Annotated in this window: 14 protein-coding genes; 1 reads left to right on the top strand and 13 read right to left on the bottom strand. The window is 69.7% G+C overall.

Annotated elements, in window-relative coordinates; genetic code table 11:
* Positions 1–8 precede the first annotated feature (8 nt).
* The 3 genes from EGT29_RS28425 to EGT29_RS04690 all read right to left on the bottom strand — a co-directional run bounded on the left by EGT29_RS28425 (position 9) and on the right by EGT29_RS04690 (position 11,059).
* Entirely contained in the window at positions 9–7,196 is a 7,188-nt protein-coding gene (locus EGT29_RS28425) for a filamentous hemagglutinin N-terminal domain-containing protein (protein ID WP_161567697.1), read from the bottom strand.
* Between the two features lie 68 nt (positions 7,197–7,264).
* Positions 7,265–8,905 (bottom strand): ShlB/FhaC/HecB family hemolysin secretion/activation protein, encoded by a 1,641-nt coding sequence (locus EGT29_RS04695; RefSeq protein ID WP_124687927.1) that lies wholly within the window; start codon positions 8,903–8,905, stop codon positions 7,265–7,267.
* 3 nt (positions 8,906–8,908) lie between these two features.
* Complete coding sequence (locus EGT29_RS04690) at positions 8,909–11,059, bottom strand: CHAT domain-containing protein (protein WP_238160290.1); 2,151 nt, start codon at positions 11,057–11,059, stop codon at positions 8,909–8,911.
* 93 nt (positions 11,060–11,152) lie between these two features.
* On the opposite strand from EGT29_RS04690, the gene EGT29_RS04685 reads away from it, so the two are divergent.
* The gene (locus EGT29_RS04685) at positions 11,153–12,055 is read left to right on the top strand and encodes a LysR family transcriptional regulator (protein ID WP_124687926.1); all 903 of its coding nucleotides are present in this window, start codon (positions 11,153–11,155) and stop codon (positions 12,053–12,055) included.
* A gap of 7 nt (positions 12,056–12,062) precedes the next feature.
* Here the strand turns inward: EGT29_RS04685 and EGT29_RS04680 are convergent, their stop codons facing one another.
* The 10 genes from EGT29_RS04680 to EGT29_RS04635 all read right to left on the bottom strand — a co-directional run bounded on the left by EGT29_RS04680 (position 12,063) and on the right by EGT29_RS04635 (position 23,642).
* A complete protein-coding gene (locus EGT29_RS04680; protein WP_124687925.1) occupies positions 12,063–12,854 on the bottom strand; it encodes an alpha/beta fold hydrolase in 792 nt (263 codons plus the stop codon).
* Positions 12,854–14,056: a rhodanese-like domain-containing protein gene (locus EGT29_RS04675; protein ID WP_124687924.1), complete on the bottom strand. Its 1,203-nt coding sequence runs from the start codon at positions 14,054–14,056 to the stop codon at positions 12,854–12,856. Before EGT29_RS04675 ends, EGT29_RS04680 begins: the two co-directional genes overlap by 1 nt.
* 3 nt (positions 14,057–14,059) lie before the next feature.
* Positions 14,060–15,034 carry a tripartite tricarboxylate transporter substrate binding protein gene (locus EGT29_RS04670; RefSeq protein WP_124687923.1) on the bottom strand — a complete coding sequence of 325 codons (975 nt, stop codon included), beginning with the start codon at positions 15,032–15,034 and terminating at the stop codon, positions 14,060–14,062.
* A gap of 31 nt (positions 15,035–15,065) precedes the next feature.
* Positions 15,066–15,572: an aromatic-ring-hydroxylating dioxygenase subunit beta gene (locus EGT29_RS04665; RefSeq protein ID WP_124687922.1), complete on the bottom strand. Its 507-nt coding sequence runs from the start codon at positions 15,570–15,572 to the stop codon at positions 15,066–15,068.
* A 13-nt stretch (positions 15,573–15,585) separates the two neighbouring features.
* Positions 15,586–16,839: an SRPBCC family protein gene (locus tag EGT29_RS04660; RefSeq protein WP_124687921.1), complete on the bottom strand. Its 1,254-nt coding sequence runs from the start codon at positions 16,837–16,839 to the stop codon at positions 15,586–15,588.
* A 163-nt stretch (positions 16,840–17,002) separates the two neighbouring features.
* Positions 17,003–18,319: a TRAP transporter large permease subunit gene (locus EGT29_RS04655; RefSeq protein ID WP_124687920.1), complete on the bottom strand. Its 1,317-nt coding sequence runs from the start codon at positions 18,317–18,319 to the stop codon at positions 17,003–17,005.
* Entirely contained in the window at positions 18,316–18,846 is a 531-nt protein-coding gene (locus tag EGT29_RS04650; protein WP_238160289.1) for a TRAP transporter small permease, read from the bottom strand. The genes EGT29_RS04655 and EGT29_RS04650 overlap by 4 nt, the downstream gene beginning before the upstream one ends.
* Positions 18,843–19,835 carry a TRAP transporter substrate-binding protein DctP gene (dctP, locus tag EGT29_RS04645; protein WP_124687919.1) on the bottom strand — a complete coding sequence of 331 codons (993 nt, stop codon included), beginning with the start codon at positions 19,833–19,835 and terminating at the stop codon, positions 18,843–18,845. The genes EGT29_RS04650 and dctP overlap by 4 nt, the downstream gene beginning before the upstream one ends.
* Positions 19,836–19,893: 58 nt before the next feature.
* Positions 19,894–21,465, bottom strand: coding sequence for an indolepyruvate oxidoreductase subunit beta family protein (locus EGT29_RS04640; protein WP_124687918.1), 1,572 nt, complete (start codon positions 21,463–21,465; stop codon positions 19,894–19,896).
* Positions 21,462–23,642, bottom strand: coding sequence for an indolepyruvate ferredoxin oxidoreductase subunit alpha (locus EGT29_RS04635; RefSeq protein ID WP_124687917.1), 2,181 nt, complete (start codon positions 23,640–23,642; stop codon positions 21,462–21,464). The genes EGT29_RS04640 and EGT29_RS04635 overlap by 4 nt, the downstream gene beginning before the upstream one ends.
* Positions 23,643–23,801: the final 159 nt, after the last annotated feature.

Below are 23,801 nucleotides of genomic sequence, written 5' to 3'. Positions count from 1 at the left end.
CGTTCCCCCTAAAAATCCGAGCAGGCGTTGCGGCGATCGGTGGACACGCAGTTGCTCAGGTTCGGCCGCGTCCGCACCCGGGACCATTCCCGGGCCAGCACATCCCCCGCCTGCTCGACCCGGTCGCCGGCTATCGGTCCGGTGGCGAAACACATGGCCACCGGCGCCAGGTTCCGGTCGTACAGGTAGGTGGTCGGTATCTCGCGCTGGAGGTCCACGCTGGGCAGGGTATAGCTGTTCACGGTCAGCACGCCCGGCACGACGTTGATCAGATATCCCTCGGCCGAGACGAAGGGCGTGGCCGCCGTCACGGCATAGGTGCCGGCCGGGCTCGATGCATTGGCGGCCGACCCGGCCGTGCCGCTGATGCCCGCCCCGGTATCGCCCAGGATCAGGCCCTCCAGCGTATAGCCCAGGGCGGGGTTGCCGATGCCGGCCGGCCGCGACGCGCTGTCCAGCGTCACGGTCACGGTGGGCTGTTGCCGGTAGATGAAGTGGTTGTCCGCGTCGGCGACGGACGCGCCGTAGGTACGGCCGTACAGGTTGGGCAACGTGCCCGAACCGGCCATGCCGCCGCGTGTCTCGCCTTCCCAGGTGTCGGCCCACACGCGCCAGCGCCCGGAGGTATCGATGCGCGCGCCGGCCGGATTCTGGAAGCGCGCCGCCGCCACCAGGTCGGCGGTGCCGCCGGTCACGTCGGCATCCAGCGTCAGGTCGCCGGACTGGGTCCGCACGACCGAGGTGTCGGCGCTTATGCCGCGCTCGGAGCCCGCCAGCAGGCCCTCGCCCGAACCCAGGGTCGGCAGCGTGACCTCGCCTATGCGCAGGGTATCGGCATCGGTATAGGCGAACGCGGCGCGCGCCCCGCCCGCCACCGTCCCGACGTGGTTCGAGGCCTGGTCCAGGCCGACGCTGCCGCCGGTGCTGCGGGCCGCCAGCGCGTCGGCGGTGATCGTTCCCGATGCGCTTTGGCCGATGTCGCCGCCCGCAAGCAGCGCGACCGTGGCGGCTTGCACGGATTGCTCCAGCGCAACGTTACCGGCGTCCGCCTGGAGCACCATGGCCCCCGCGGCGGTCGACGCGGCGGCAACGGACAGATTGCCCGAGGTGGCTCGCACGAACGCATCGTCGGCCGTCACGCCCGCCCCGGAGACCGCCTGCGGCGCACCCGCCGCATCGAGGGCGCTGGCCGTCACGGCCGCCACGGCCAGGTCGCCGGCGCCTCGATAACTCAGGCTGCCGGCCGCGCTGCCCGCCAGCGCGCGCACGTCGTTGCCGCCGCCTTCGAGCAGGACGTCGCCGCCTGTCGAGCGCGCCAGCAGCGTCTCCGCCGCGATCCCGGCGGAGGTCGATTCGGTGACGTCGCCCGCGGCAAGCAGCGCCACGGTGCGGGCCCGCACGGCGGCGTCCACGGCCACGGCGCCGGCATCGGCTTGCAGGCTGGCGGCGTCGGTGGCCGTCACGTTCGAGGCAACCGTCAGGCTCCCCGTGCGCGCCGCGATCCGCACCGCGCCGGCCTGCGCACCGGCCACGGTCGATGACGACAGCCCGCCCGCCGTGTCCTGGATGGCGACGGTGGCGTCGCCGACGGTCAGCGCGTTCGCATCGGCATAGCGCAATTCGGTGGCCGCGCTGCCCGCGAACACGCCGGCGTCATTGCCGGCGGCGGTCAGCGTCACCGCACCGGCCGTCGACCGGGCCGCCAGCGTATCCGCCGTGATGCCCGCGCCGGCTTGCTGGCCGATGTCTCCACGAGCCAGCAGGGCCACGGTTCGCGCCTGCAGCGATTGCCCGACTTGCACGCTTCCCGCGTCCGCCTGCAAGGTCAGCCCGTTGGATGCGTTCGAAGCCGCCTGGACCGACAGGTTACCCGTGGTCGCCTGCACAATCGCATCGGTGGCCGTCAGGCCCGAAGCCGCGACGGCCTGCGGCGCGCCGCCGGCATCCAGCCCGCCCGCCGTCACGGTGGCCACCGCCAGGTCGCCGCTGCCGCGATAACGCAGGTCGCCCGCGGCGGATGCCGCCAGCGTGCGCACGTCATTGTTCCCGGCCGCCAGTCGGACGTCGCCCGCGGTCGACCGGGCCAGCAGTGCTTCGCCTGCAATGGAGCCGGCGGCGGCTTGCGTGATGTCGCCGCTGGCCAGCAGCGCCACCGTGCGCCCCTGGACCGCGGCACCCACGCCGATCGCCCCGGTGTCGGCCTGCAGGCTGAGCAGGTCGGCGGCCGAGACGGCGGCGGCGACGTCCAGATCGCCCTTGCGGGCCGCGATCTGCGTCGTATCGGCCGAGATCCCCGACGCGGCAACGGTCTGCACGTTGCCCGCGGTGTCATGGCCCACGACGGCGGCATTCCCCAGGGTCAGGCCGTCGGCGTCCGCATACCGGAAATCGGTGGCCGCGCTGCCCGCCAGGATCCCGGCCTGGTTGCCCGCGTCCGTCAGCGTCACGCCCGCGCCGGTCGAACGGGCGACCAGCGTGCCGGCGGTGATGGCGGCCCCCGCCTGCTGGCCGATATCTCCGGCCGCCAGCAAGGCGACCGATCCGCTGTCCAGGGTCCGGTTGACCTGGATGGCGCCCGCATCCGCCTGCAGCGTGATGGCCGTCGGCGCGGTAATCGCGGCATTGGCCGTGACGTTCCCGGCACGAGCCTGCACGATGGCGCGGTCGGCCGAAATGCCATCCAGCGCTCGGGTCTGCACGCCGTTGGTCGCGGCGTCCATGCCCAGGGCCGGCACGTTGCCGATCGTGATGCCGTCGGCATCGACGTAGCGGAAGTCGCCCGCCGCGCCGCCTGCAACCGTGGCCACGGCATTGCCCGGGTGGGTCAGCACGACGTCGCCCGTGGCCGACCGGGCCGCCAGCGCATTCGCGGTGATCGCGGCGGCGGGCGACTGGGTCACGTTCCCGCCCGCCAGCAGCGCCAGCGTGGCGGCCGTCACGTTGCCACCCAGCGCAATCGCCCCGCCTCCTTCGTTCTGCAGGGTCAGGTTGTCGGCCGTCGCCACGGCGCCGTCCACCGAGATGTCGGCGGCATGGGTATTGCTGCCGATGATGAGATTGGGCGCGTCCAGGTTCCCCATGTCGGCATCCGACAGCGAGAACCCGTTACCGCCTGCCCCGCCCACGGAAATCCGGGTGGCGACGTGATCGGTGGCGTTGCCCGCGGCATCGACGCCGCCCGGCCGCAGGTTGATCGACACGCCCGACCGGACCGAGGCCTCGAGCGCGATCGCATCGGCGCTGCCGTCGTTGTCGGCCCGCAGGACGACGCCTTGCTGACCGTCGATGGCGTGCGACGACAGGCTGGACGATCCGCCTTGCAGGTCGATGCCCAGGCCGCTGCCTTCGGACTGCCCCGCCACCCGTACCCGGCCCGCCTGCGCGACCAGCGAGGAACCCTCCAGGATCACGCCGGCGGCGGTCGTGCCGGCCCCCTGCGCCAACCCGCGCACGTCCACGTCGCCGCTGGCGGACTGCAGATGCGCTCCTTCCATCCTGACGCCTTCCGCGCCCGCCGACGAATCGCTGCCGCCGATGCCGACGATGTCGATGTTGCCGGCCGTGGTCGTGATGATGGCGTCGTCGCTGCCACCCGACGTTATCTGCACGCCCTCGCCGTAGTTGGTGGAAACGCCGCGCACCGTAACGCTGCCGGTGGCCGCGTCGATGCGGCCGCCCTGGATGTCCACACTGGTCACGCCGTCGCCCGCGCCCCGCAGCACGACGTCCCCGCCGGCGCCGGCATCGCTCTGGCCCACGCGCGTGTCGATGAAGCTGTCCACCAGCCGGATGGCCGGCCCGCGGTTGGAGCTGGCGCTGCCCGCCACCGGGTCGCTCTGGCCATACAGGATGACCGATCCGCCGTTGGTGGTCAGCGTCGCATTCTGGAAGGCGATGGACTGGTCGCCCGACAAGGTGCCGCTGGCATTGCTGTTGAACGCCAGGTCGAGCGCGCCGGCCTCGGACACGATGCTGAACGAATCGCCGCGTATGCCGCGGTAGGCATCCAGCGCGAACTCCAGGGGCGCCGTGCCCGTCGTGCGGCGGATATCCACGCCGCTGTCTAGGGTGATGTCGCCGCCCGTGCCGCTGCCGGCCCCGGTCCCTATCCGCACGCTGGTGCCCGCATCCAGGGCGGTGTTGATGCTGAAGTCTTGGATGGTGGTATCGCTCACGGCCTCGAACGGGGTGTCCACCGGCGCCCCCGGCCCCATGCCGTGGACGATGCGGACGTCGTAGGGATCGACGATCCAGTTTCCGGCCGCGCCGGTGCCGGTTCCGGCATCGATCCGGACTCCGCTGGCATCCACGCCGCCGCCGGAAGTCTCGATCCGCCCGCCGGCCCCCGCGCCCGTGCCCCGCGCCTGGAGCGAACCATGGACGCGCAAGCCATCATCCCCCGTCAACAGCAGCTTGCCGCCGTCGCTGCTGGCGCCGGTCGCGTTCGCCTGCACGCGCGCGAAATCATCCACCGCCGCCACGGCCTCGGCCTGCACCGTCACGTCGCCGCCGCCGGTGGCGCCATCGGCCAGCAGCGCGGTCGCGCCCAGCACGCCCACGTTGCGTCCGGTGATCTCGATGCTGCCACCCCGGCCGTCCGCGCTGCTGGCATCCACTTGCAGCGTCGCGCCCACCTTGGTCGGTTCGCCCGCCAGCCAGACGTCGCTGTCGCGGCCGGCGATGCGGATGCGGCCGCCGTCCGTGGCGATGTCGGGCGCGGCCCCGCCAAGTGCCTCCAGGGCCTCCACGCTTTTTTCGATGCGCACGCCACGCGCGGCGATGGGGGTATAGGTCGCCCCCGAGGCGCCGTCGCTCTCGATGATCAAGCCGTCGCCGCCCGCGGCCCCGGTGATCAGGATGTCGCGGCCGGGCCCGGCCAGCATCCGGGCGTCGAGCAGGGACACGCCATCGACCGCCTCGATGGTGTCGTAACCCAGCACGCCGAAGATGTCGGGCGACTGGGTCAGCGCGTCCAGGTTGGAACCCTTGCCGTCGATCGTCACGTCGCCACCCGCCGACAAGGTCGTGTTGCGGATCGCCACGCCGGCTTCCGGCGTGTTCGCCGGAAGATTGTTGGCCAGCGTGGCGTTCGCCGCCGTGCCGACGATGGTGATGTCGCCCGCGGCGCTCATCGAGTGCTGCGTGCCGCCTTCGCGGCGCCCGTCTATCCGCACGCCGGCGGCCGCCACGCCGCCATGGCCGGTGATCGAGATATCGCCGCCCGCCGCTACGCCGGTACCGCTGAAGGTGACGCCTGCTCCCCCTTCCACGCCCCGGCCGGACGTCGCATCGACCGTGGTGATGCCGGTCCCGGCCGCGGCCAGCGAGCCGCCCGTCGCGCAGGCGTCGTCGGCGCACAGCGATACGTCGCTCCAGCCGACGAAGATACCGTCGCGGCGGGTCTGCGCCCGGCCTTTCACGAAGGATGTACCGCCGCTCGCCTTGCCGCCGGCGACATCGCTTTGTCCGAACAGGCGCAGATCCCCGCCCCGGGTGGTGATGGTGGCGCCTTCCAGGTCGATGCTGCCGCCGCTCTCCTCGACGAAATCGCTGGCGCCCTCCGGCCGGCGCATCGCCGCCTTGCCCGAGGAATCGGCGTTGAACTCCACATTCAGCGCGCCGGCCTGCGACTCGATGCGCGATCCGTCCCACATGTCGATGTTGCGCATGGCATCCACGCGCAGCGTGGACGTGCCGCCCTGCGTCTTGACGACGCTCGCCTCGCTCTCGAACACCACGTTGCCGCTCTGCCCCCGGCCGCCGTCGAGCGCGAAGCCGGTGGCGGCCACGGTCACGTCGGTACGGTTCCCCAGCGCTTCGCCCACGGCGCCGCCAGATACCCGGCTGTCATCGCTGGCCGCGGACACCTCGGCGGCGGGCCGCGCCGCCGGCGCGGCGCCAACGATCACGTCGCCCTGCGAGGCGATCGTCCACTTGCCGTTCGCGCCGCTGCCCGCGCCGGCCGCCGAAACGTGGACCGCCCCGATCTCGACCACGCCGCCCGACGTGGTAACGGCGCCGCCCGCGCCGCTGCCCGCGGCATTCGCCGTCATGGTGCCCGCCGCGTGCAGCCCCGGGGCGTCGACGGCGATGGTCCCGCCATGGCCGGAACCCAGCGCATCCGCATGCAGCCTGCTGCCCTCGTCCATCGTGACCGCGCGCCGGCCTTCCAGCTCGATGCGCCCACCCCCGCCGTCGCCCGATGCATCCATGCGGGCCGACTGGGTACGGATACCGCCGCCGTCGACGTGGATGGTGCCGCCTGTCGCCCCCGCCGCGCCCGATACGTCCAGCATGCCGCCCACGGCCACGTCGGCCTGGCCCGACGCCCCCAGGATGATCTCGCCATTGCGCGCGGTCAGCGATTGCGCGCGTATCGTGCCTTGCTGGTTGACCACGCGCTGCGCGACCTGGGTCGAATCCGCCAGCACCGCCACCCGGCCGCCGTTGGCCTGGAGCATCGCGCCGCTTTCGTTGGTGACCGCGGCCATGCTGGCACCGGCGTCCGGCGCGAAGCGGAACGTGGTCAGGCCGTCGCCCTGGAAGTCCAGCGTCACCTGGCGGGCCGATACCAGCCCCACGGTGCCGCCGTCGGCCAGGATCTTCCCTTCGCCGCCGTTGACCACCGTGGCGGCCATCAGCGCGATGGTCGATCCCGGCGCGGTCAGGGTCCCCAGGTTCGTCACGGACGCGTTGTTGGCGTCGTCGCGCTCGAACCGGAAGCGGCCCGCCATGAAATCGGCGTTACTGATGTTGAGCGTCGAGGCGACCAGGCCGCCCGTCTCCACCTTCGATCCCTGGCCGAACAGCACGCCCGCGGGATTGATCAGGAAGATCCGGCCATTGGCCGACAGCTCGCCCGAGATCCGGGACAGGTCTCCGCCCAGCACCCGGTTCAGCGCGATGCTGGAGGCGCCAGGTTGCAGGAAGCGGACCGCGTTGCCCGCGCCGATCGAGAACGAGCCCCACTCGATGATGGCGCGGTCGCTCTGCTGCTGGATGGACATGGTGTTGCCGCTCGTGACGGGCGTGAGCACGCTGCCCTGCACGGGATTGAATCCGGTCGGCATCTGGGCGCCCGCGCTGGTGCCCACCAGGGCAAGGGCCAGCGCCAGCGGACGGGGATTCCAGCGCGCCTCCGGCGCCGGGAACGCGGGCCCGCGGGCCTTGCGCGAGGAACGGGTAGCTGCACTCATGTGGTTCTCCTGGTCCCGGAGCGCGGTTCGCGCCGCCTTGGGCGCCGGTCCCCGGCCGCCCCGGGCCCTCAAAACACTTTCTGGAATTGCACGAAGATCCGGGGCTTGCGATCGCCGCCATCGGTAACCGGCGCGGCCGTGTTGCGGCGCCACGCCAGCGAGACGTTCACCATGAAATCGCCGGGCCGCGACCACACGGCGCCGATACCGAAGCCCTGCATGCTGCGGCTATTGTTGGTGTCCAGGCTGGTGGGCGAATGGAACATCCGGCCCTTGCCCACGTCGTAGAACACATAGGGCGTCAGGTCCTCGGTGGCGGACCAGCGCCACTCGACCACGCCCAGCACGCCCTCGTCCACCAGCAGTTCGCTGGACGGGAAGGCCCGCACGGCGCGCGCGCCGCCCAGCGCCAGCTTCTCGGAAGCGTCCAGGTTGCCGTTGGTCAGCTGCCCGCCCAGGGACACGTACAGGCTGTGGCGCGGCAGTACGGATTGCAGGCGCGACACCTGCCAGGTCAGCTTGGTGAAGCCGCCGTCCGTGCGGTGGCCCGCCGGCCCCTGGTCCATCGCGCGCGTCAGATCGTCCTTGATGTCCAGGCGCCCGTGGTACAGCGTGCCCGTGCTGGCCCAGTAGCCGCCGCCGAACAGTTCATCGCGCCGCTCCCAGCTCCAGCCCAGGCCCACGCCGACGACGTTCTTGCGCGCCGAATACGAGAACATGGAAAGATCGTCGCGCAGTTCCTTGTGGTCCACGCCCAGTCGCAGGAACAGGTTCTGGCCGCGCTGCCGGATGACCGGATAGTTCAACGACAGGTCGGCCACCGTGGCCCGGCCCTTCGCGCCCAGTTGCGACCAGGGCTGGCCCAGTTCATAGCGCACGCGCGAGACACCCGCGCCCAGGCGCAGGCCGTCCGTGCCCAGCGGCACCTCGTAGCCCAGCCGCCCGAAGTTCAGCGAATTGCCCTCGGACATCATGAGCCGGGCGTCCAGGTTGTCGCCCAGGCCCAGCGGGCTGGCCACGCGCATGGTGCCGCCCACCCGGACCCGGCCCGATTCGCGCGTGCCGTGGTTGTCCGCGTCGAAGGCGAAGGTCACGCGCCGCGCCTGCGTCACTTCGACCACCAGGTCCGTCGTGCCGGGCTCGCTGCCCTCCTGCAGGCCGGACGACACCTTGATGCCGGGCAGATCCGACAGCAGCAGCATGGCGCGTTCGTAGCTTTGCGCGCTGACCGGCTGGCCCGGCTGCAGCGGCGCGAGGTAGGCGCGGATGCGCCCCTCGGAGATCGGCGCATCCGGCGCGACCTGGATGTCCACCTTGCCCAGCCGTCCCTCGACGACGCTGATCTCGACCCGTCCGTCGCGCACGGTCTGCACCGGCACCAGCGCCTGGGCCAGGAAGTAGCCGCGGCTGCGATACAGCTCGGTCACCTCCCGCGCCAGCGCCTCCAGGTCGGACAGCGAGACATCGCGGCCCACATACCCGGCCGCCAGCGCCTGCAATTCGTCCGCGGGTATGGCGGCGGCGCCGGTGAAGGTCACCTGCTGCAAACGGAAGCCCGCTTGCGCGGCGGGCGCGGGCGGTTCGGGCAAGCGCTGCGACGGCGCCTGCGCCAACGGCCCGGGCGTCTGGGCCAGCGCGGCCGAGCACGCCAGCCCCATCGCCGCGGCGGCGATGCCCCGGCGATTCCATGTCTTGTCGGCACCCCGCATGCTTCAGCCCTCCACCGTCAGGCGCCAGTTCCCGATCAGGTTGAACGGCGCCCAGAAGAACGGGTGCGCCATCTTGTTACGCTTGAGAACGGCAAGCTGGCCGGCCTGCATCGCCCGCTGGATGTCGCTGCCCTTGGCCAGCTCGGCGTACAGGGTGCTCATCAGCAGTTCCGCGGCGTCGTCGGACACCGGCCACAGCGACGCGATCAGGCTGGACGATCCGGCGGACAGGAACGACCGCGTGAACCCCAGCACCTCGTCGCCCTGCGCGATCCGGCCCAGCCCCGACTCGCACGCCGACAGCGTGACCAGGGCCGTGTGGTTCATGTCCAGCCCCAGGATCTCGCGCGCTTCCAGGAAGCTCTGCCGGCCGTCCTCGTTGGCCAGCAGGATGCGTGAATACAGCGGGTCCACGGTATCGGCCTGCGCGTGGGCGGCGACGTGGATCAGGGGCGCGCGGGCGGCGGCTTGCTTGAACTGGGTCTTGGTGGCGGCGCTGCCCATGTAGACGTTCTTCTGCGGGAACAGCCGCGCCAGTTCCTGCACCTCGCGCTCCGCGCCCGGCAGGTCGTACTGGTCCTCGATGCGCGGATTGCCGAACGCGGTCAGGGCGGGCGAGACGCGCGGCGTCCTGCGCGCCAGCTGCACGGCGATGCTCATCGACGGCGCCACCGACATCGCGTGGCTCTCTATCAGGTAGGCGCCGTTCAGGCGCAGCGCCTGGAACGGCAGGTAGTGCAGCGGGCCGTGCGGCACGACGATCAGCCGCTGCCCGGGCGCGATGCCCAGCGGCGCGATCAGCAGTTCGCCCACCCGTGCCGCGCCATCGACCGCGCCGCGCTTGCCGTTGACGATCAGGTCGCGCAAGGCATCGACCAGCTTGGCCAGGTCCTCGCGCCCGATGGGGATGGACACTTCCCGCAGTTCGGACGGCCCCACGACCCAGGCCTGCAGGCGCTCGGGCAAGGCGTGGAACTGGATCACGCGTTCGTCCGGTGCCAGTGACTGCTGCAGGCCCGACAGCGACAGCGTGGCCGTGGCCGCCTCCGGCACGCTGCCTCGTCCGCGCACCGCATCCAGCAGCGCGCGGCTGCGGCTGCGCTCGCTCAGCTCGAACGCCGCCGGCGCATTGCCCAGGTCGCTGTAGAGGCCGATCGCGCGCTCGAACACGGATTGCATGTCCGAGAATAGGCCCATCTTGAATTCGTCGCTGCGAAAGCGCGCGCGCACCGCGTCCACGCCGTCGAGCGCCTTGCCCAGCGCATCGGCCGCCGCCGGCTTGTTGCCCAGTGCGATCTCGCTGCGCGCCACGCCGTCCCAGGCCCATAGCTGGTAGTAGCCGCTGTCGGTGCCGGTCTGCCGCGTCGTGAGCGAACGGTACAGGTCCGCCGCCTCCCGCGGCCGGTTCTCGGCCAGCAGGACCCGCGCCCGCGTACGCTGCCATTGCGTGGCCAGCGCCGGATCGGACGGCTGAGCGGTGGCGTCCAGCATCTGCCGCGCCCGCGCCGCATCGCCGGTCTCGGCCAGCGCGTTGACCAGCGACACCCGAACAAGGGGAGCGTAGCGTTCCGAACTGCTGGCCAGCGCGGTTTCGTAGCTCTTGATCGCCGCGGGATAGTCGCCGCGCCGGACCTCGACGTCGCCCAGCACCTTGTGCACCGGACCGAGGACTTTCTCCGGCTCCTTGGGGGGATGCCGCAGCGCCTCGCGCGCGAAGGACTCCGCCTTGTCCAGCCGGCCCGCATAGCTATAGGCGATCGCCAGGTCGCGATTGGCCAGCGCGGCCAGGTTGGGATCCTTGGTGGCCTGGGCCAGGTGCAGCGCCTTGCTGGCGGCGCGCACGCTCTGCCGGAACTCGCCCTGCTCGGCCAGCGCCACCGCCTGGCTGCAATACTGATAGCCGCTGAGCTTGACCGGATCCTGCGCGTACAGGATCGCGCCGTCCTGGGTCAGCGCCAGCAGGGTATCGGCGTCGGCCAGCCGCTCCTGCGCGACCTGCCCCACCTCGGCGTCCGGCACGGGCTCCTGGGCCCATGCCGCGGAAAAGGCCAGTCCGAACGCCAGCGCGCAAACGGTTCCGCGCGCGCCGCTCCAGAACATCTCCTTCCGCATCGCCCGCCCCATGCTCTCGTGCTCCACGTTCGCAGCGGGCATCTCCCGCCATGGATATAGGAACGAAGTCTAGGTAGCGTGCGCTAACATGCCTATACGCAATAGGACATAGCGCTAAAGGGGTAAGGCCGCGTCATGCAGCTGTCACTCGATCTCGACGATCTGATGCTGTTCCAATCCGTGGTGGAAAGCGGCTCGCTCACGTCGGCCGCGCACAAGCTGGGCGTGCCGCGCGCCACGCTCAGCCGCCGCCTGATCGCGCTGGAGAAAAGCTGCGGCGCGATGCTGCTCAAACGCAATACGCGCAAGGTCTCGCCCACCGCGCTGGGCCTCGACCTGCTGCAGGAATGCGCCGACATCGCGCGTGCCCGCGACAGCATCGCGCGCAAGATCGCCCGCAGCGCCACCAGCATGTCGGGCACGCTCCACGTCGCGATGCCGATCGAATTCGGCACCGCGTGGCTGGGACAGGCGATCTCGGAATTCGCGCTGGAACACAGCGATCTGCAGATCGTCGTCGACACCACCACGCGGCCCATCGACCTGATCGGCGAAGGCGTGGACATCCTGATCGCCTTCGGCGAACCCAAGCCGTCGCGGCTGACGGTGCGCAAGCTGGGCGAGATCCGCTACGGGCTCTATTGCAGCCCCACCTATGAGGCCGGCCTGCCGCAGCCCATATCCCTGGCCACGCTGCCCGCGCTCGACTGGGTGGTGACCGAGCTGCAATCCGGGCAAAGCCTGTGGAACACCGTGCCGTCGGGCGCGGGCCGCTCCGCGCTGGGCCGGGTGCGGGCGCGCGTGAACAGCATCCGCCTGCTGCGCGAGATGGTGGCCTGCGGAACCGGCGTGGGGTTGATCCCGGAGATACTCGGCCGCGACTACGTGCCCGGCGGGCGCCTCAAGCGCATCGTGCCCGAGTGGGAACCCCGCCTGCCGCTCAACGCCTACATCGTCTCGCGCACCAGCGTGCCCCGCGCCACCCGGGCGATGCTCAAGTACCTGGCGGACGCCATCCGCAAATCGCAGGACGCCTAGGGTCTGTTCACGCCTTGCCGAAGTGCCCCGCCATCATCGCCTCGAAGGCGGCCGGGTTCTCGAGCTGGGGCAGGTGACCGGCGCCGGGTATCTCCACCCACTGGCCATGCGGCATCGCCCGCGCCTGCTCGCGCATGGCCGGCACGATGACCCCATCGGCCTCGCCCGCCGTCAGCGTTGCCCTGACCGGGCTGCGCGCCAGCCCGTCGCGATAGTCGAAGCGGCTGATCGCCCGCGCGCAATGCGCGTAGCCTTCGACCGGCGTCTTCAGGATCTGCTCGCGGACCTGCGCGACCAGGGCCGGTTCTCCCGCCAGTGTCGGCGGCGTGAACCACCGCGCCAGGGTCTCGTCCACCAGCGCCGCCATGCCCTCGCGCCGGGCGCGCGCGATCCGCTCGTCCCACAGCGCCCCGTAGTTGTCCGGCGTGCTGGACGGCGCATCGCAGGCCACCAGGCTGGCCAGCCGCGCGGCATGGCGCGTGGCCAGGTCGAAACCGATCATGGCACCCAGCGATACCCCCATGAAATGGAAGCGCGCGAAGCCCAGCGTGTCGGCCAGCCGGGTAACGGAATCGGCCAGGCCGGGCAGGGTCACCTCGCCGGCGATCGGCGCCTGTCCGTGGCCAGGCAGGTCGATGGCGATCACCCGGTACGTGCGTGCCAGCCACGCAGACTGCCGCGCCCAACTGGCCCCATCGGACATGATCGAATGGACCAGCAGCACCGCCTCGCCCGTCGACGGCCCCTGCGCCGTGTAGTAAAGGCCCGATCCCTTATCGAAACTGCCCTGCGCGTTCATCACCGCCTCTCCCCTATTGAAGTACCCAGCATCATAGACTCCTGGCGCGCGATCAGGGGACCCTGGGCTTCCGAGCGGCGCTTGACGTCCAGCCAGCGCGGATCCCGGGCGAACGCGTCCCAGGCCTGGTCGAAATCCACGCCCGACCGCCATTTCAGCAGGTAGACGAAGGTGTCAGGCGCCTCGGGCGGCGTCCAGCTCCGTTCCAGCAGCAGCCCTTGTTCGGCCAGCAGCGGCGCGGCCGAGGACAGGAAACGGTCGCGCATGGCCGCGAACTTGCCGGGCGCCGCCACATAGGTCTTCAAGGCATAGGCATGGCCATCGCCGGTCTCGACCGGCAGGGCCGCATCGCTGCCCCATTGCGTCCACGACCCGTCGTAGACCCTGACGTCGCGTTCGCCCAGCTTGTGCAATGCCAGCGCAAGCACGCAGGCCGATACGCCGGATCCGCAGGAACAGACGAAGCGCGTGTCCTTCCCCAGCCCGAGCCCATGCGCCCGCATGACCTCGGCCAGCCGGTCGTCCGGCAGGTAGGCATGCGAGACCGGGTCGAGCAGGTGTTCGTAGGGCAGGTTGACGCTGCCCGGGATGTGGCCGGCCCGCAGCCCCGGGCGCGGCTCGGGCGCCAGCCCCCGGAAGCGCTCGGCGCTGCGCGCGTCCACCACCCGGGACGAGACGTCCGCCGCGGCGGCCCGTGTCGCGGCGGTATCGGCCACCGCGTCGTGCTCGCGCATCGCGCTCCAGTCCCCTTCCCGCGCGGGCGCCGCCTGGCCCTGCTCCACCGCGCCGCCGGCCGCCCGCCACGCGGGCAAGCCGCCGTCCAGTACCGCCACCCGCTCGTGGCCATAGCCCCGGAACATCCACCATAGCCGTGGCGCGGTCCGTATGCCATGGGTGTCGTACACCACGACGAGATCCCCGGCCTGGATCCCCAGCTTGCGCATGACGGCCTCGAACTGCGCCGCCGAAGGCAGCATCGTGGGCAGGCCGGACGCCGGATCGCTGATCTCGGCCAGGTCCACGAACCGCGCGCCCGGAATGTGCGCCGCCTCGAACTCGCGGCGCGCGTCGCGCCGCTCCGTGGGCAGGTGGCTGGTGCAGTCCAGGATGGCCACTCCCGCGCCGCCCGCCAAGCGGGCCAGGTCGGAGGCGGAGATCAGTGGTCCGGTCGGCATCGGGGCCGTTTCACCTTTCTTGGCCATGCCCTATTCCACCTTGATCCCGGACTCGGCCACGAAGCCTTGCCAGCGCTTGATCTCGCTCGCCACGAAAGCCCGGAACTCCTCCGGCGTCATATCTCCGGGCGGGCTGCCCATGGCCTCGAGCTTGTCCTTCATCGCGGGCTCGTTCAGGGCCTTGCGCACCACCACCGCCATCTTCTGGACAATGGCGGGAGGTGTCCCGGCCGGTGCCAGCAGGCCCGTCCAGCCGTCCATGCCGAAACCCGGCACGCCCGACTCGGCGATGGTGGGCAGGTCGGGATTGCGGGGGTAGCGCTTGGGACTGGTGATGGCGACCGCGCGCAGCCGGCCGGACTCGATCCAGGGCTGCACGTCGGAGTAGTTGGCGAAGGTCATCTGCACGTCGCCGGCCACGGCTGCCGCGACGGCCGGCGCGCCGCCACGGTAGCGCACGTGCACCATGTCGGTCTTGGTATCGTACTTGAAGACTTCGCCGGCGAACTGCGTCAGCCCGCCCGCGCCGCCGAAATTCAGCTTGCCGGGATACTTGCGCGCGTAGGCGATCACGTCGCCCACGGTCTTGACCGGCAGCGTGGGATGCACCGCCAGGATCAGCGGGTTGGTGTTCAGCAGCGCCACCGGCGCGAAGTCGTTCAGTCCGTGGTAGTCCACCTTGTAGATGAACTGGTTCAGGGTCTGGGGCGCGGCCAGGCCCACCAGCAGCGTATAGCCGTCGGGCTTGCTCTTGGCCACGTAGGACGTCGCCAGGCTGCCGCTGGCGCCGGGCTTGTTCTCGACGATGAACGGCTGCTTGAACGCGGCCTGCAACGCCTCGGCCGTGATGCGTGCCATCTGGTCGGCGATGCCGCCCGGGGCGTACGGCACGATCAGCCGCACGGTATGTTTCGGCCAATCCGTGTCGTCGGCGGCCTGCGACGGCGCGATACAGGCGGTCCATGCCGCGGCGGCCAGGCCGGCGGCCTTCAAGCTTTTCTTCATGGTGTGTCTCCTCCGGTGCGCAGCGCGCCCTTTATAGTGGAATGACGGTCAGCACGTCGACGCAGCGCGAGTCCAGCACGACCACGCGTTCCCGCAGGCGCGGGCCGTCGCCCTGGGCGTGGACGATGTCCAGGTACTTGCCGACCCCGTACAGCCGGGACTCGCCGGTCTCGAACGTACGATAGACGCTGAAATTGGAACGTACGCGCCAGCTGCCGTCGCCCACCACGGCGATGCGGCTCGGGCCCAGCACGTGCGTGTAGCAGTGCGGCTCGAAGATGTTGGCGGTGCGCAGCGCCGCGACGCGATCGCGCAGCATGCCGCGTCCCTCGCAATGGATGATGCCCACCGGCAGGCCGGCCGCCACGTTCTCGCGCGTGGTCAGCCGGTAGCTGCCGTCGTCGGTGAAGAAGTCCGGCCAGGACTCCAGGTCATCATCGTCCAGCGCGTGGGCGTAATCGGCCATCAGCCTGCCGATCGCGGCCTGGACGTCCTCGCCCACGGCGGGAGAAGAAGAAGTACGAATGGTGGTCTGCATGATCAGCGTTCCGTCAGAATCCCATGATGTCGCGATAGCCGTGCCAGAACCCCCTGACGGAAGCCTCGGTGGCGCGCGACGACTCGTTCGACTCGGCCACGCGGCCGCCCATCTCGATGAACGCCGCGCGTCGCCCCGACCCCACCGTGCCCCGCTGCACGAACTCGTTGATGCAGCCATCCTCCAGCGCCACCAGGCCGGCCGCGCCGGTCAGGTTGGACTGCATGATGCGCATCCTCGACTGTTCGGGCGTATCGCGCTCGTAGCCCAGGAATATCCATTTCAGCTCGGTCTTGTCCACGCCCTGGGGCACGAAGAAGCGGATGGCCAGCGAATTGAGCGTGAACTGGAACACCACGTTGGGGAACACGGTCTGGATGCTGTGGGTGATGCCGTCGTCGAACTCCTCCCAGGCATCCAGCAGCTCGGGCCCTTCCAGCGCCGATTCGCCGTGCTTGGCGCCGTACTTGGCGGAGTGCACCTCGGCCGTCAGGTACTCCTTGTCGAGGTTGAAGGTGGCGCGCTTGGAATAGCTGATGTGGTGCCACTTGCGGTCGGACAGGATGATGCCGCCGTCCATGTCCAGCCGGTTGACCTTGAAGGTGGTGTAGAAGGTATGCAGCAGCGTCGCGTGATAGGAATCCCGCACGTTCTCGGCATACAGTTTCCAGTTGTTGTGGATGATCTGGCTGTGCCGGCCCAGCACCTTCAGCGGCCGGCCGAAGTTGCGCTGGATGAAGGCGCTCATGCGCGGCCCCAGGAACTCGTCCAGCGGCGGGGTTTCGTCCGACAGCGTGCCGAACACCAGCCCGCAGAAAACCTGCACGCGCACCGGTTGCAGCCGGTGCGCCTCGACGTCGAAGTCCTCGGGCATGCCGCCCTTGCCGTTGACGCCGTTCTGGAAGGCGATGGACCGCAGCCGGCCATCCAGCCGGTACGACCATGCATGGTAGACACAGGTCAGATTCTTGACCGTGTCCTTGCTTTTCAACGCGACCAGCGCGCCCTTGTGGGCGCAGCGGTTGACCATGCCGTTGACCTGGCCGTCGTGGTCGCGCGCGACGATCACCGGCGTCTCGCCCATCCAGGACGTGACGACGTCGCCGGGCTCGGGAATATCCTGTTCAATGCAAAGAAACTGCCAGACCGGACCGCGGAAGATCCGTTGCTGTTCCCTGTCGTAGACCTCCCGGTCGGAAAAGACCTGGAACGGCACCCGCGTGATGCCTTCGCTGGGCCAGCTGACCAGCGCCTCTCCTGCCTCCATCGTTTTCTCCAATACGCCTCGCGAACTTCGGGCGACGGAACGATGGTAAGGATTTGCCCAGCCGGGGCATAGCCACATGGCTGGAACTCATCATCCCATTTTTGACGCAAATCTCAATCAATTATGAGCGGGACGGCGAGACAGGCCGCCGTCCCGCCCCAGGCTAGCCGATCATTTTCGGCAGCCAGGTGGCGATGCCCGGCAGGAAGAACACCGCGCCCAGCAACAGCAGGCTCATGACCACGTAGGGCACGACCGCGATGAAAATCGTCCCCATGGAGACCGACGGCGGCGCCACGCCGCGCATGGTCATCAGCAGCAGGCCGTGCGGCGGCAGCAGCAGGCCCAGCTGCATGCAGATCAGGAACATGACGCCGAACCACACCGGATCGATGCCCAGCACACCCACGATGGGCATGAAGATGGGCAGCGTGATCATCATCATGCTGATCTGGTCGACGAAGATGCCCAGGAAGATGAGCATCAGCATCATGCCCAGCACGATCAGGCCGGTGGACAGCCCATGGCCGGTGATCAGTTCCACCAGGCCATTGCTCGCGCCCGAGAACGACAGGATCTGGGCGAAGGTCGTGGCCCCCAGGATGATGAACAGGATCATGCCCGAGATGGCGGCCGTTCCCTTGAGCGACTTGACCACCGCTTCCCAGGTCAGGCGCCGGTAGAGCGCGGCCAGCAGCATGGTGGCGAAGGAACCCAGCGCCGCGCATTCGGTGGGCGTGGCCCATCCGGCCGCCAGCGCCCCCACCACGACGCCGAAGATGGACAGCGTGGGCAGCACGTAGGCCACGAACAGATGCCACCGCGCCCAGCCGGTGCGCCGCTCGCCCGTGTCGGACGCAGGCGCCCAGGACGGCGTGATGCGCACGCGCACCACGATCCACAGCACGAAGGCCACCGACAGGATGATTCCCGGCATCACCCCGCCTATCAGCAGCTTGGAGATGGAGATGCCCGACAGCGAGCCCAGCAGCACGGTCAGCGCCGACGGCGGGATCAGCATGTCCACGGCGCCGATGGCCATGATGGGTCCGGTCGCGATGCGGGGGTGGTAGCCGCGCGACAGCATGACGGGCAGCATCAGCGAACCCAACATGGCGGTGGTGGCGATGGTCGATCCGGAAATGGCCGAGAACACGGTCCCGGCCACCACCGCGACCACGGCCAGGCGGCCGGGCACGCGCGTGATCAGGCGCTCGATGCCGTCGATCACCTTGAGCGCGAGGCCGGTATGGAACAACACCTCGCCCATCAACACGAACAGCGGGATGGGCGTGAGCGAGAAGGCCGCCACCGAGCTGACGCTGTTGCGGGCGAGCTGCATCAGCCCGATCTCGCCCCCCATGTACAGCCACGCGCCGATGATGTTGATGGAGATGAAGGTCAGCGCCACGGGCATGCCGATGAACAGCAGCACCGTGGATCCGCCCAGCAGGATCCAGGCCGCGATCTGCCAGCTCATGATGCGCTCACCGCTTCATTGCGCGGACCCGCCTCGGCATGCAGCAGGCGATGCATGCGGAACAGCATTTCCACCGCCAGCAGCAGGAACACCACCGGCAGCGGCGCCAGCATCCACCATTCCGGCGTCACCAGTGTCTTGATGTTCATCGCGCCCGACTGGTAGCTGGCCCAGGCGGACTGGGCACCGTACCAGGCGATCGCCAGGCAGCAGCCCAGGCCCAGCGCGTCGCCCAGCCATTCCAGCCCCCAGGCCAGCCGGCGTGGAATGGCCTGCAGCACGATGTCGACGCGGATGTGCTGGCCCTGGCGCAGCAGCCACGGCGCCAGGCACAGCGTGATCAGGTACAGCATGGCCTCGGACACCTCGTTGCTCCAGGCCAGCCCGCGCGGCAGCCCGGCGATGGCGAGGTTGCGCAGCAGCACGTCGGCCACGATGACGAGCATCATGGCCAGCAGCAACGCGCATCCCACGGCGGCGAGCGCCGTCAGCAGCCGCCCGTAGGCGGCGGACACGCGCGCGATCATGGGCGGCTGCCGGCGGCCGGACGGGACAGCAGCGACTTGAAACGCGCCGCCACGTCGGGGCTCTGCTTGGCGGCGGTGGCCCAGCCCACTTCATAAGCCATGTCGCGATAGCGCCTGGCGGTGGCGTCGTCGAACTTGATGGTCTGGATGCCGGCCTTGGCCTGCCGCGCCGTTTCCTCTTCGGCGTAGCGGTCCCAGAAGCCGTTCTGCGCTTCCAGCGCCAGCAGTTGCTTGTTCAGGTAGGCCAGTTGCGGCGGGGTCAGTTTCTTGTAGGCCGGCAGGTTCATGATCAGCGAGACCTCGGCGTCGTAGAAGCCCGGGTCCACGCGGAACTTGGTCTTTTCCTGCCAGTTCAGGTCGAAGATGCCGCCTATGGGCCAGCCGTAGCCGTCCACCACGCCGCGCTCCAGCGCGGTGTAGACCTCGCCCGGAGGCGTGGTGATGACGTTGGCGTTGAGCGCCTGGAAGAACTCGCGGTAGACCGGCGTGATGCGAATCTTCATCCCCGTCAGGTCGGGCTTGTCGATCTTCTTGTTGATGTACAGATGGAAGGGCTGGTGTTCGACCATCCGGGCCAGGTACTGCATGTTGCCCTTCTCGTTCCAGACCTTGTTGATGGCCTCGAAGGCACCGTTCTTGCGCTGCTCGGCAACCGGGATGTCGCTCAGCTTCAGGAAATCGGATTCGGGCAGCACGTTGGTGTAGAACGCCCCGGTGTTCAGCGCGATGTCGACCACGCCGGTCTTGACCGCGTTGCCCACCTCGAACGGGGGCATGGTCTTGGGGCCGCCCAGGAAATTGAGCTGCAGCACCCCCTTGCCTTCTTCGTTGAACTTCTTGACCCACGCCTGCAGGTGCTGCACGTAGATGCCGTTCTCGGGAAAGGCCGAGATCAGGCGCAGCGTGGTCTGCTGCGCCTGGGCGGGGCCGGCGGACATGGCCGCGCAGGCCAGGAACGCGGCGGCTGCCTTGATGAGCGGAAATTTCATGCGTTGTCTCCTGTCTTTTTTGTACCAACGAGGTGCTGCTTGATGACGCCGCCTTATCCTAGACGGTCGCGAGTTTTTCCTCCAGCGCGCGGCCACTGTCGTCCGACAGCGCCGCCTTGACCAGCGCCCGCAGGCGCACGGGGCCGTCGGCGGCCTGCCGCAGCGCCGGCAGCACCGACATGATGCGCTGGAAATTGCCCCAGCCGCGCACGTGGGTGTCGCCGTAGCCCTTGATCAGCCGCTGCGCCCGCGCCACTTCCACCGCCAGCGCCGGCTGGCTCGCCGCCAGCGAGACGATGGTATCCATCCATCGCGCCATGCGTTCGCGTTCGACCTGGTAGCGCAGCGAGCCCCGGCGGATGCCGCGCAGCCCCGCCACCGCGTACAGCAGCAGGAAGCCGCGCAGCGAACTGGTGCGCACCACCCTGCCCTTGCGCGTGAACGGCCCGATGCAGGCGCGCGCGAAGGCGCTGCGCATCATCCATTGCCCCAGCCAGGCGGGCATGGCGTCGGCCAGTTCCTCCAGCCGGGGGTGCATGAACTCGTTGATATCCAGTTGCTGCGCCGGCGACAGCCGCACCTCGGCGGCCACGCGGGCGAAGCGCGTGCCGCGCGTCTTCAGGTCGGCCACCCGCGCCACGTCCTCGTAGGTCATCCACAGGGCCAGGTGGCGCGCGGTCTCGGACAAGACCTCCACGCTGGCGGCGCCGCGATCCGGCAGCGCCGCCAGCAGCGGTGCGAGCCGGTCCAGGTATTCGCCGGCATAGGCCACGTCCTGGTAGTCCGCCGCGCGGACCAGGCCGGCGCGCAGTACGGCGTGGCACTCGGCCGGGAATTCGCGCGCCATCCGTTCGTCCAGGGCAGCCAACCGGGGGCCGACGGCGGCCGGCAGGCGGCCCGTGGACGCGGGCGCCTCGGCCGGCGCAACGGCCGCCGCCTCGCGCCGCACGGTGGTCTCGCGCAGCACCGGCGCATCCTGGCCGGCGGCCGCGGCGAAGCCCGCGGCGAAGGCTTGCAGGCTGGCCTTCACGCCCACGCCTCCGCGCCGGATCGCGTCCTCGAAAAGCTCGCGCCCGAAGGGCAGCGCGCCCGTTGCTGCCAGCGCGCCATACAGCGCCGGGCTGATGGGGCTGCCGGCGTCCTCGGCCATGCGGCTGAAGTCGGCCGCCACGAAGCGCCGCGCCGCCACCTGCCCCCCCTCCAGCAGCGCGATCGAGTCGACCCGGTCGTCGCCCATCGCCGTGCGCTCGGTCATGGAATACACGCGGTGGGTGGACGCGATCAGCGTGGTGCGGTCGTCCGCGACCAGGCCACGCTGCAAGGCGCGGCCCGCTTCCATCAGTTCGGACGCGATGACCACGTCGACCTCGCCGGGCACCGGCCCCAGCGCCATGACCGGCGCCTTGCCCGGCGGCACGTCCGCCTCGCGGAACATCTCGATGTAGTACACCGTGGCGCCGGTGCGCTGGGCCACCCCCGGCACCGAGGTGGTCTGGGCCAGGTAGCCGTTGTGCTCGGCCAGGTCCACCAGCCAGTCGGCCAGCACGCCACCGCCCTCGCCGCCCATGGCCAGCACCGCGATGGTCAAGGCGCGCGGTGCGCCCGCCTCGTTGGTATGCGTCGCGCTCATGCCGCCAACCCCTCCAGCCGACGGTCGATGCGGCGCTGCAAGACGCCGATGACGGTCTTCCTGATCCGCGCCTTGAACCTGTCCCAGCGCCCCGGGTTGTTGATGATCTCGGCCCGGTAGAACGACGGGCACAGCACGGCGGCGTGCGAGACCTCGCCGCACAGCCCGCAGCCCACGCAGCTGTCCACCACCGCCGCCACCGGATCGGTGCGCAGCGGATCGGGATTGTCCCGTATGGTCAGCGAGGGGCAGCCGGACAACCGGATACAGGAGTGATCGCCCGTGCACGTGTCGGGATCGACGCCGAAGCGTTCGCGTACGGCGCGCCGGCCTTCGCCTATGGCCTTGCGCATCAGCGGGCGTACGCGGCGCTGCTTGTTCAGCATGCATTCGCTCTGCGCCACCACCACCTTCGGGCCCTTCTCACGCGTGGTCAGCGCCTCGCGCAGCGTGTCGCGCATCTGCGCCACGCTATAGGTGCGCGTCACCGTCCGCACCCATTTCACACCCACCCCGCGCACGGCGTTCTCGATGGGGTTGTTGGTGCTGCGTATCGGATTCTCGGCCTTGGACGACAGCACGTCCTGTCCGCCGGTGGCGGCCGAATAGCCGTTGTCCACCACCAGCAGCACGTTGTCGGTCTCGTTGAACACGGCATTGCCCACGCCGCTGGTCAGCCCGTTGTGCCAGAACCCGCCGTCGCCCATGATGGAGATGGTGCGGCGGGAGGTCTCGCGCGTGTTCAGCGCCGAGGCGCCGGCCCACCCCAGGCCGTAGCCCATGGTCGTGGCGCCCAGGTTGAAGGGCGGCAGCACCGAGAACAGATGGCAGCCGATGTCGCAGCTGATGTGGTGCTGGCCCAGTTCGCGCTCGACCAGCTTGATGGCGGTGAAGATGGGGCGTTCCGGGCAGCCGGTACAGAACGACGGCGGCCGGCCCTGGACCTGATCGGAGGCCCGCTGGATGGCGAAGGCCTTGGGATTGTCCGGCATGCGCGCGGGCGTGGCCGGCCGCGCGGCGCGGGGCAGCGTCCGCCCGTCGAGCAGGCCGGGCTCGTAGCGGCGCACATATTCCGCCAGTCCCTTGAGCAGCACGCCGCCGGTATATTCCCCCGCCATCGGCAGCACGTCCTTGCCGTGGACCCGCGTATTCAGGTCGGCTCGCCGCAGGATGGCGTGGACCGCCTGCTCGATGTAGTCGGGCTGCCCCTCTTCCACGATCAGGATGCCGCGCTTGCCGGCGCAGAAGCGGACGAACTCCTCGTCCACCAGGGGATAGGTCACGTTCAGCACGTACAGCGGAATCCGCGACTGGCCAAAGGCGTCGGCCAGCCCCAGCAGCTCCAGCGCACGCAGCACGCCGTTGTACATGCCGCCCTGCATGACGATGCCGATGTCCTGGTCATCGGCGCCGAAGAATTCGTTCATGCCGTGCTGGGTGATGTAGCGCACCGCCGCCGGCCAGCGCTTGGCCACCTTTTCCTGCTCGTGCAGGTAGGAGGCCGGCGGCAGCACGATGCGGTTGACGTCGCGCGCGGGGTGCTCGATGGCGTCCTTGAGCGTGAACGCCGGGCGCTTGTTGGCCCGCGTCGTGAAACGGCCATGGACGTGGCAGGCGCGGATGCGCAGTTGCAGCATGACAGGCGTATTGCTGGCCTCGGACAACTCGAAGCCGCGCTCGACCGCGCCCACCATGCTTTCCAGGTTGGGCCGCGGATCCAGCAGCCAGACCTGCGACTTCATCGCGAAGGCATGCGAGCGCTCCTGCATGATGCTGGAGCCTTCGCCGTAGTCCTCGCCCACGATCAACAGCGCGCCGCCGGTCACGCCGCCGGAAGCCAGGTTGGCCAGCGCATCCGAGGCCACGTTGGTGCCCACGGTGGACTTGAAGGTGACGGCGCCGCGCAGCGGATAGTTGACCGAGGCCGCCAGCGTGGCGGTGGCCGTCGCCTCGGAGGCGCTGTGCTCGAAGTGGACGCCCAGCTCTTCCAGGATGTCGTTCGCGTCGGTCAGCACATCCATCAGGTGCGAGATCGGCGCCCCCTGGTATCCCGCCACGTACGACACGCCGGACTGCAGCAGGGCCTTGGTCACGGCCAGGATGCCCTCGCCGCGGAACTCCTCGCCTTCGCCCAGCTTCAGCTTGCCGACCTCGTTCGTGAACGAACGCTCCGCCATGGTCCCGTTCTCCTCTGCCTGGTGTCAGCGCACCATTCTTCTCCAGCACCCGGCCACGGGCTAATGGTTTATTCGTATATTCCACATTTGTTTGGTGAATACCTCGTAGTATCCCTATAAGGAAAATCCATGTCTGCGTCGTCGGGTCCGCCTTGATTT

The organism is Pigmentiphaga sp. H8, from assembly GCF_003854895.1.
GTDB lineage: Bacteria > Pseudomonadota > Gammaproteobacteria > Burkholderiales > Burkholderiaceae_B > Pigmentiphaga.
This window is presented reverse-complemented; position numbering and strand designations above follow the sequence as displayed.

What these genes read in the sequence shown, in the direction of transcription:
- EGT29_RS04640 (WP_124687918.1), bottom strand. Translation starts at nt 21,465, where the DNA reads ATGAGCGCGACGCATACCAACGAGGCGGGCGCACCGCGCGCCTTGACC.
- EGT29_RS04635 (WP_124687917.1), bottom strand. Translation starts at nt 23,642, where the DNA reads ATGGCGGAGCGTTCGTTCACGAACGAGGTCGGCAAGCTGAAGCTGGGC.
- EGT29_RS04660 (WP_124687921.1), bottom strand. Translation starts at nt 16,839, where the DNA reads ATGGAGGCAGGAGAGGCGCTGGTCAGCTGGCCCAGCGAAGGCATCACG.
- EGT29_RS04685 (WP_124687926.1), top strand. Translation starts at nt 11,153, where the DNA reads ATGCAGCTGTCACTCGATCTCGACGATCTGATGCTGTTCCAATCCGTG.
- EGT29_RS04665 (WP_124687922.1), bottom strand. Translation starts at nt 15,572, where the DNA reads ATGCAGACCACCATTCGTACTTCTTCTTCTCCCGCCGTGGGCGAGGAC.
- EGT29_RS04655 (WP_124687920.1), bottom strand. Translation starts at nt 18,319, where the DNA reads ATGAGCTGGCAGATCGCGGCCTGGATCCTGCTGGGCGGATCCACGGTG.
- EGT29_RS04690 (WP_238160290.1), bottom strand. Translation starts at nt 11,059, where the DNA reads ATGCCCGCTGCGAACGTGGAGCACGAGAGCATGGGGCGGGCGATGCGG.
- EGT29_RS04695 (WP_124687927.1), bottom strand. Translation starts at nt 8,905, where the DNA reads ATGCGGGGTGCCGACAAGACATGGAATCGCCGGGGCATCGCCGCCGCG.
- dctP (WP_124687919.1), bottom strand. Translation starts at nt 19,835, where the DNA reads ATGAAATTTCCGCTCATCAAGGCAGCCGCCGCGTTCCTGGCCTGCGCG.
- EGT29_RS04650 (WP_238160289.1), bottom strand. Translation starts at nt 18,846, where the DNA reads ATGATCGCGCGCGTGTCCGCCGCCTACGGGCGGCTGCTGACGGCGCTC.
- EGT29_RS04670 (WP_124687923.1), bottom strand. Translation starts at nt 15,034, where the DNA reads ATGAAGAAAAGCTTGAAGGCCGCCGGCCTGGCCGCCGCGGCATGGACC.
- EGT29_RS04680 (WP_124687925.1), bottom strand. Translation starts at nt 12,854, where the DNA reads ATGAACGCGCAGGGCAGTTTCGATAAGGGATCGGGCCTTTACTACACG.
- EGT29_RS04675 (WP_124687924.1), bottom strand. Translation starts at nt 14,056, where the DNA reads ATGGCCAAGAAAGGTGAAACGGCCCCGATGCCGACCGGACCACTGATC.
- EGT29_RS28425 (WP_161567697.1), bottom strand. Translation starts at nt 7,196, where the DNA reads ATGAGTGCAGCTACCCGTTCCTCGCGCAAGGCCCGCGGGCCCGCGTTC.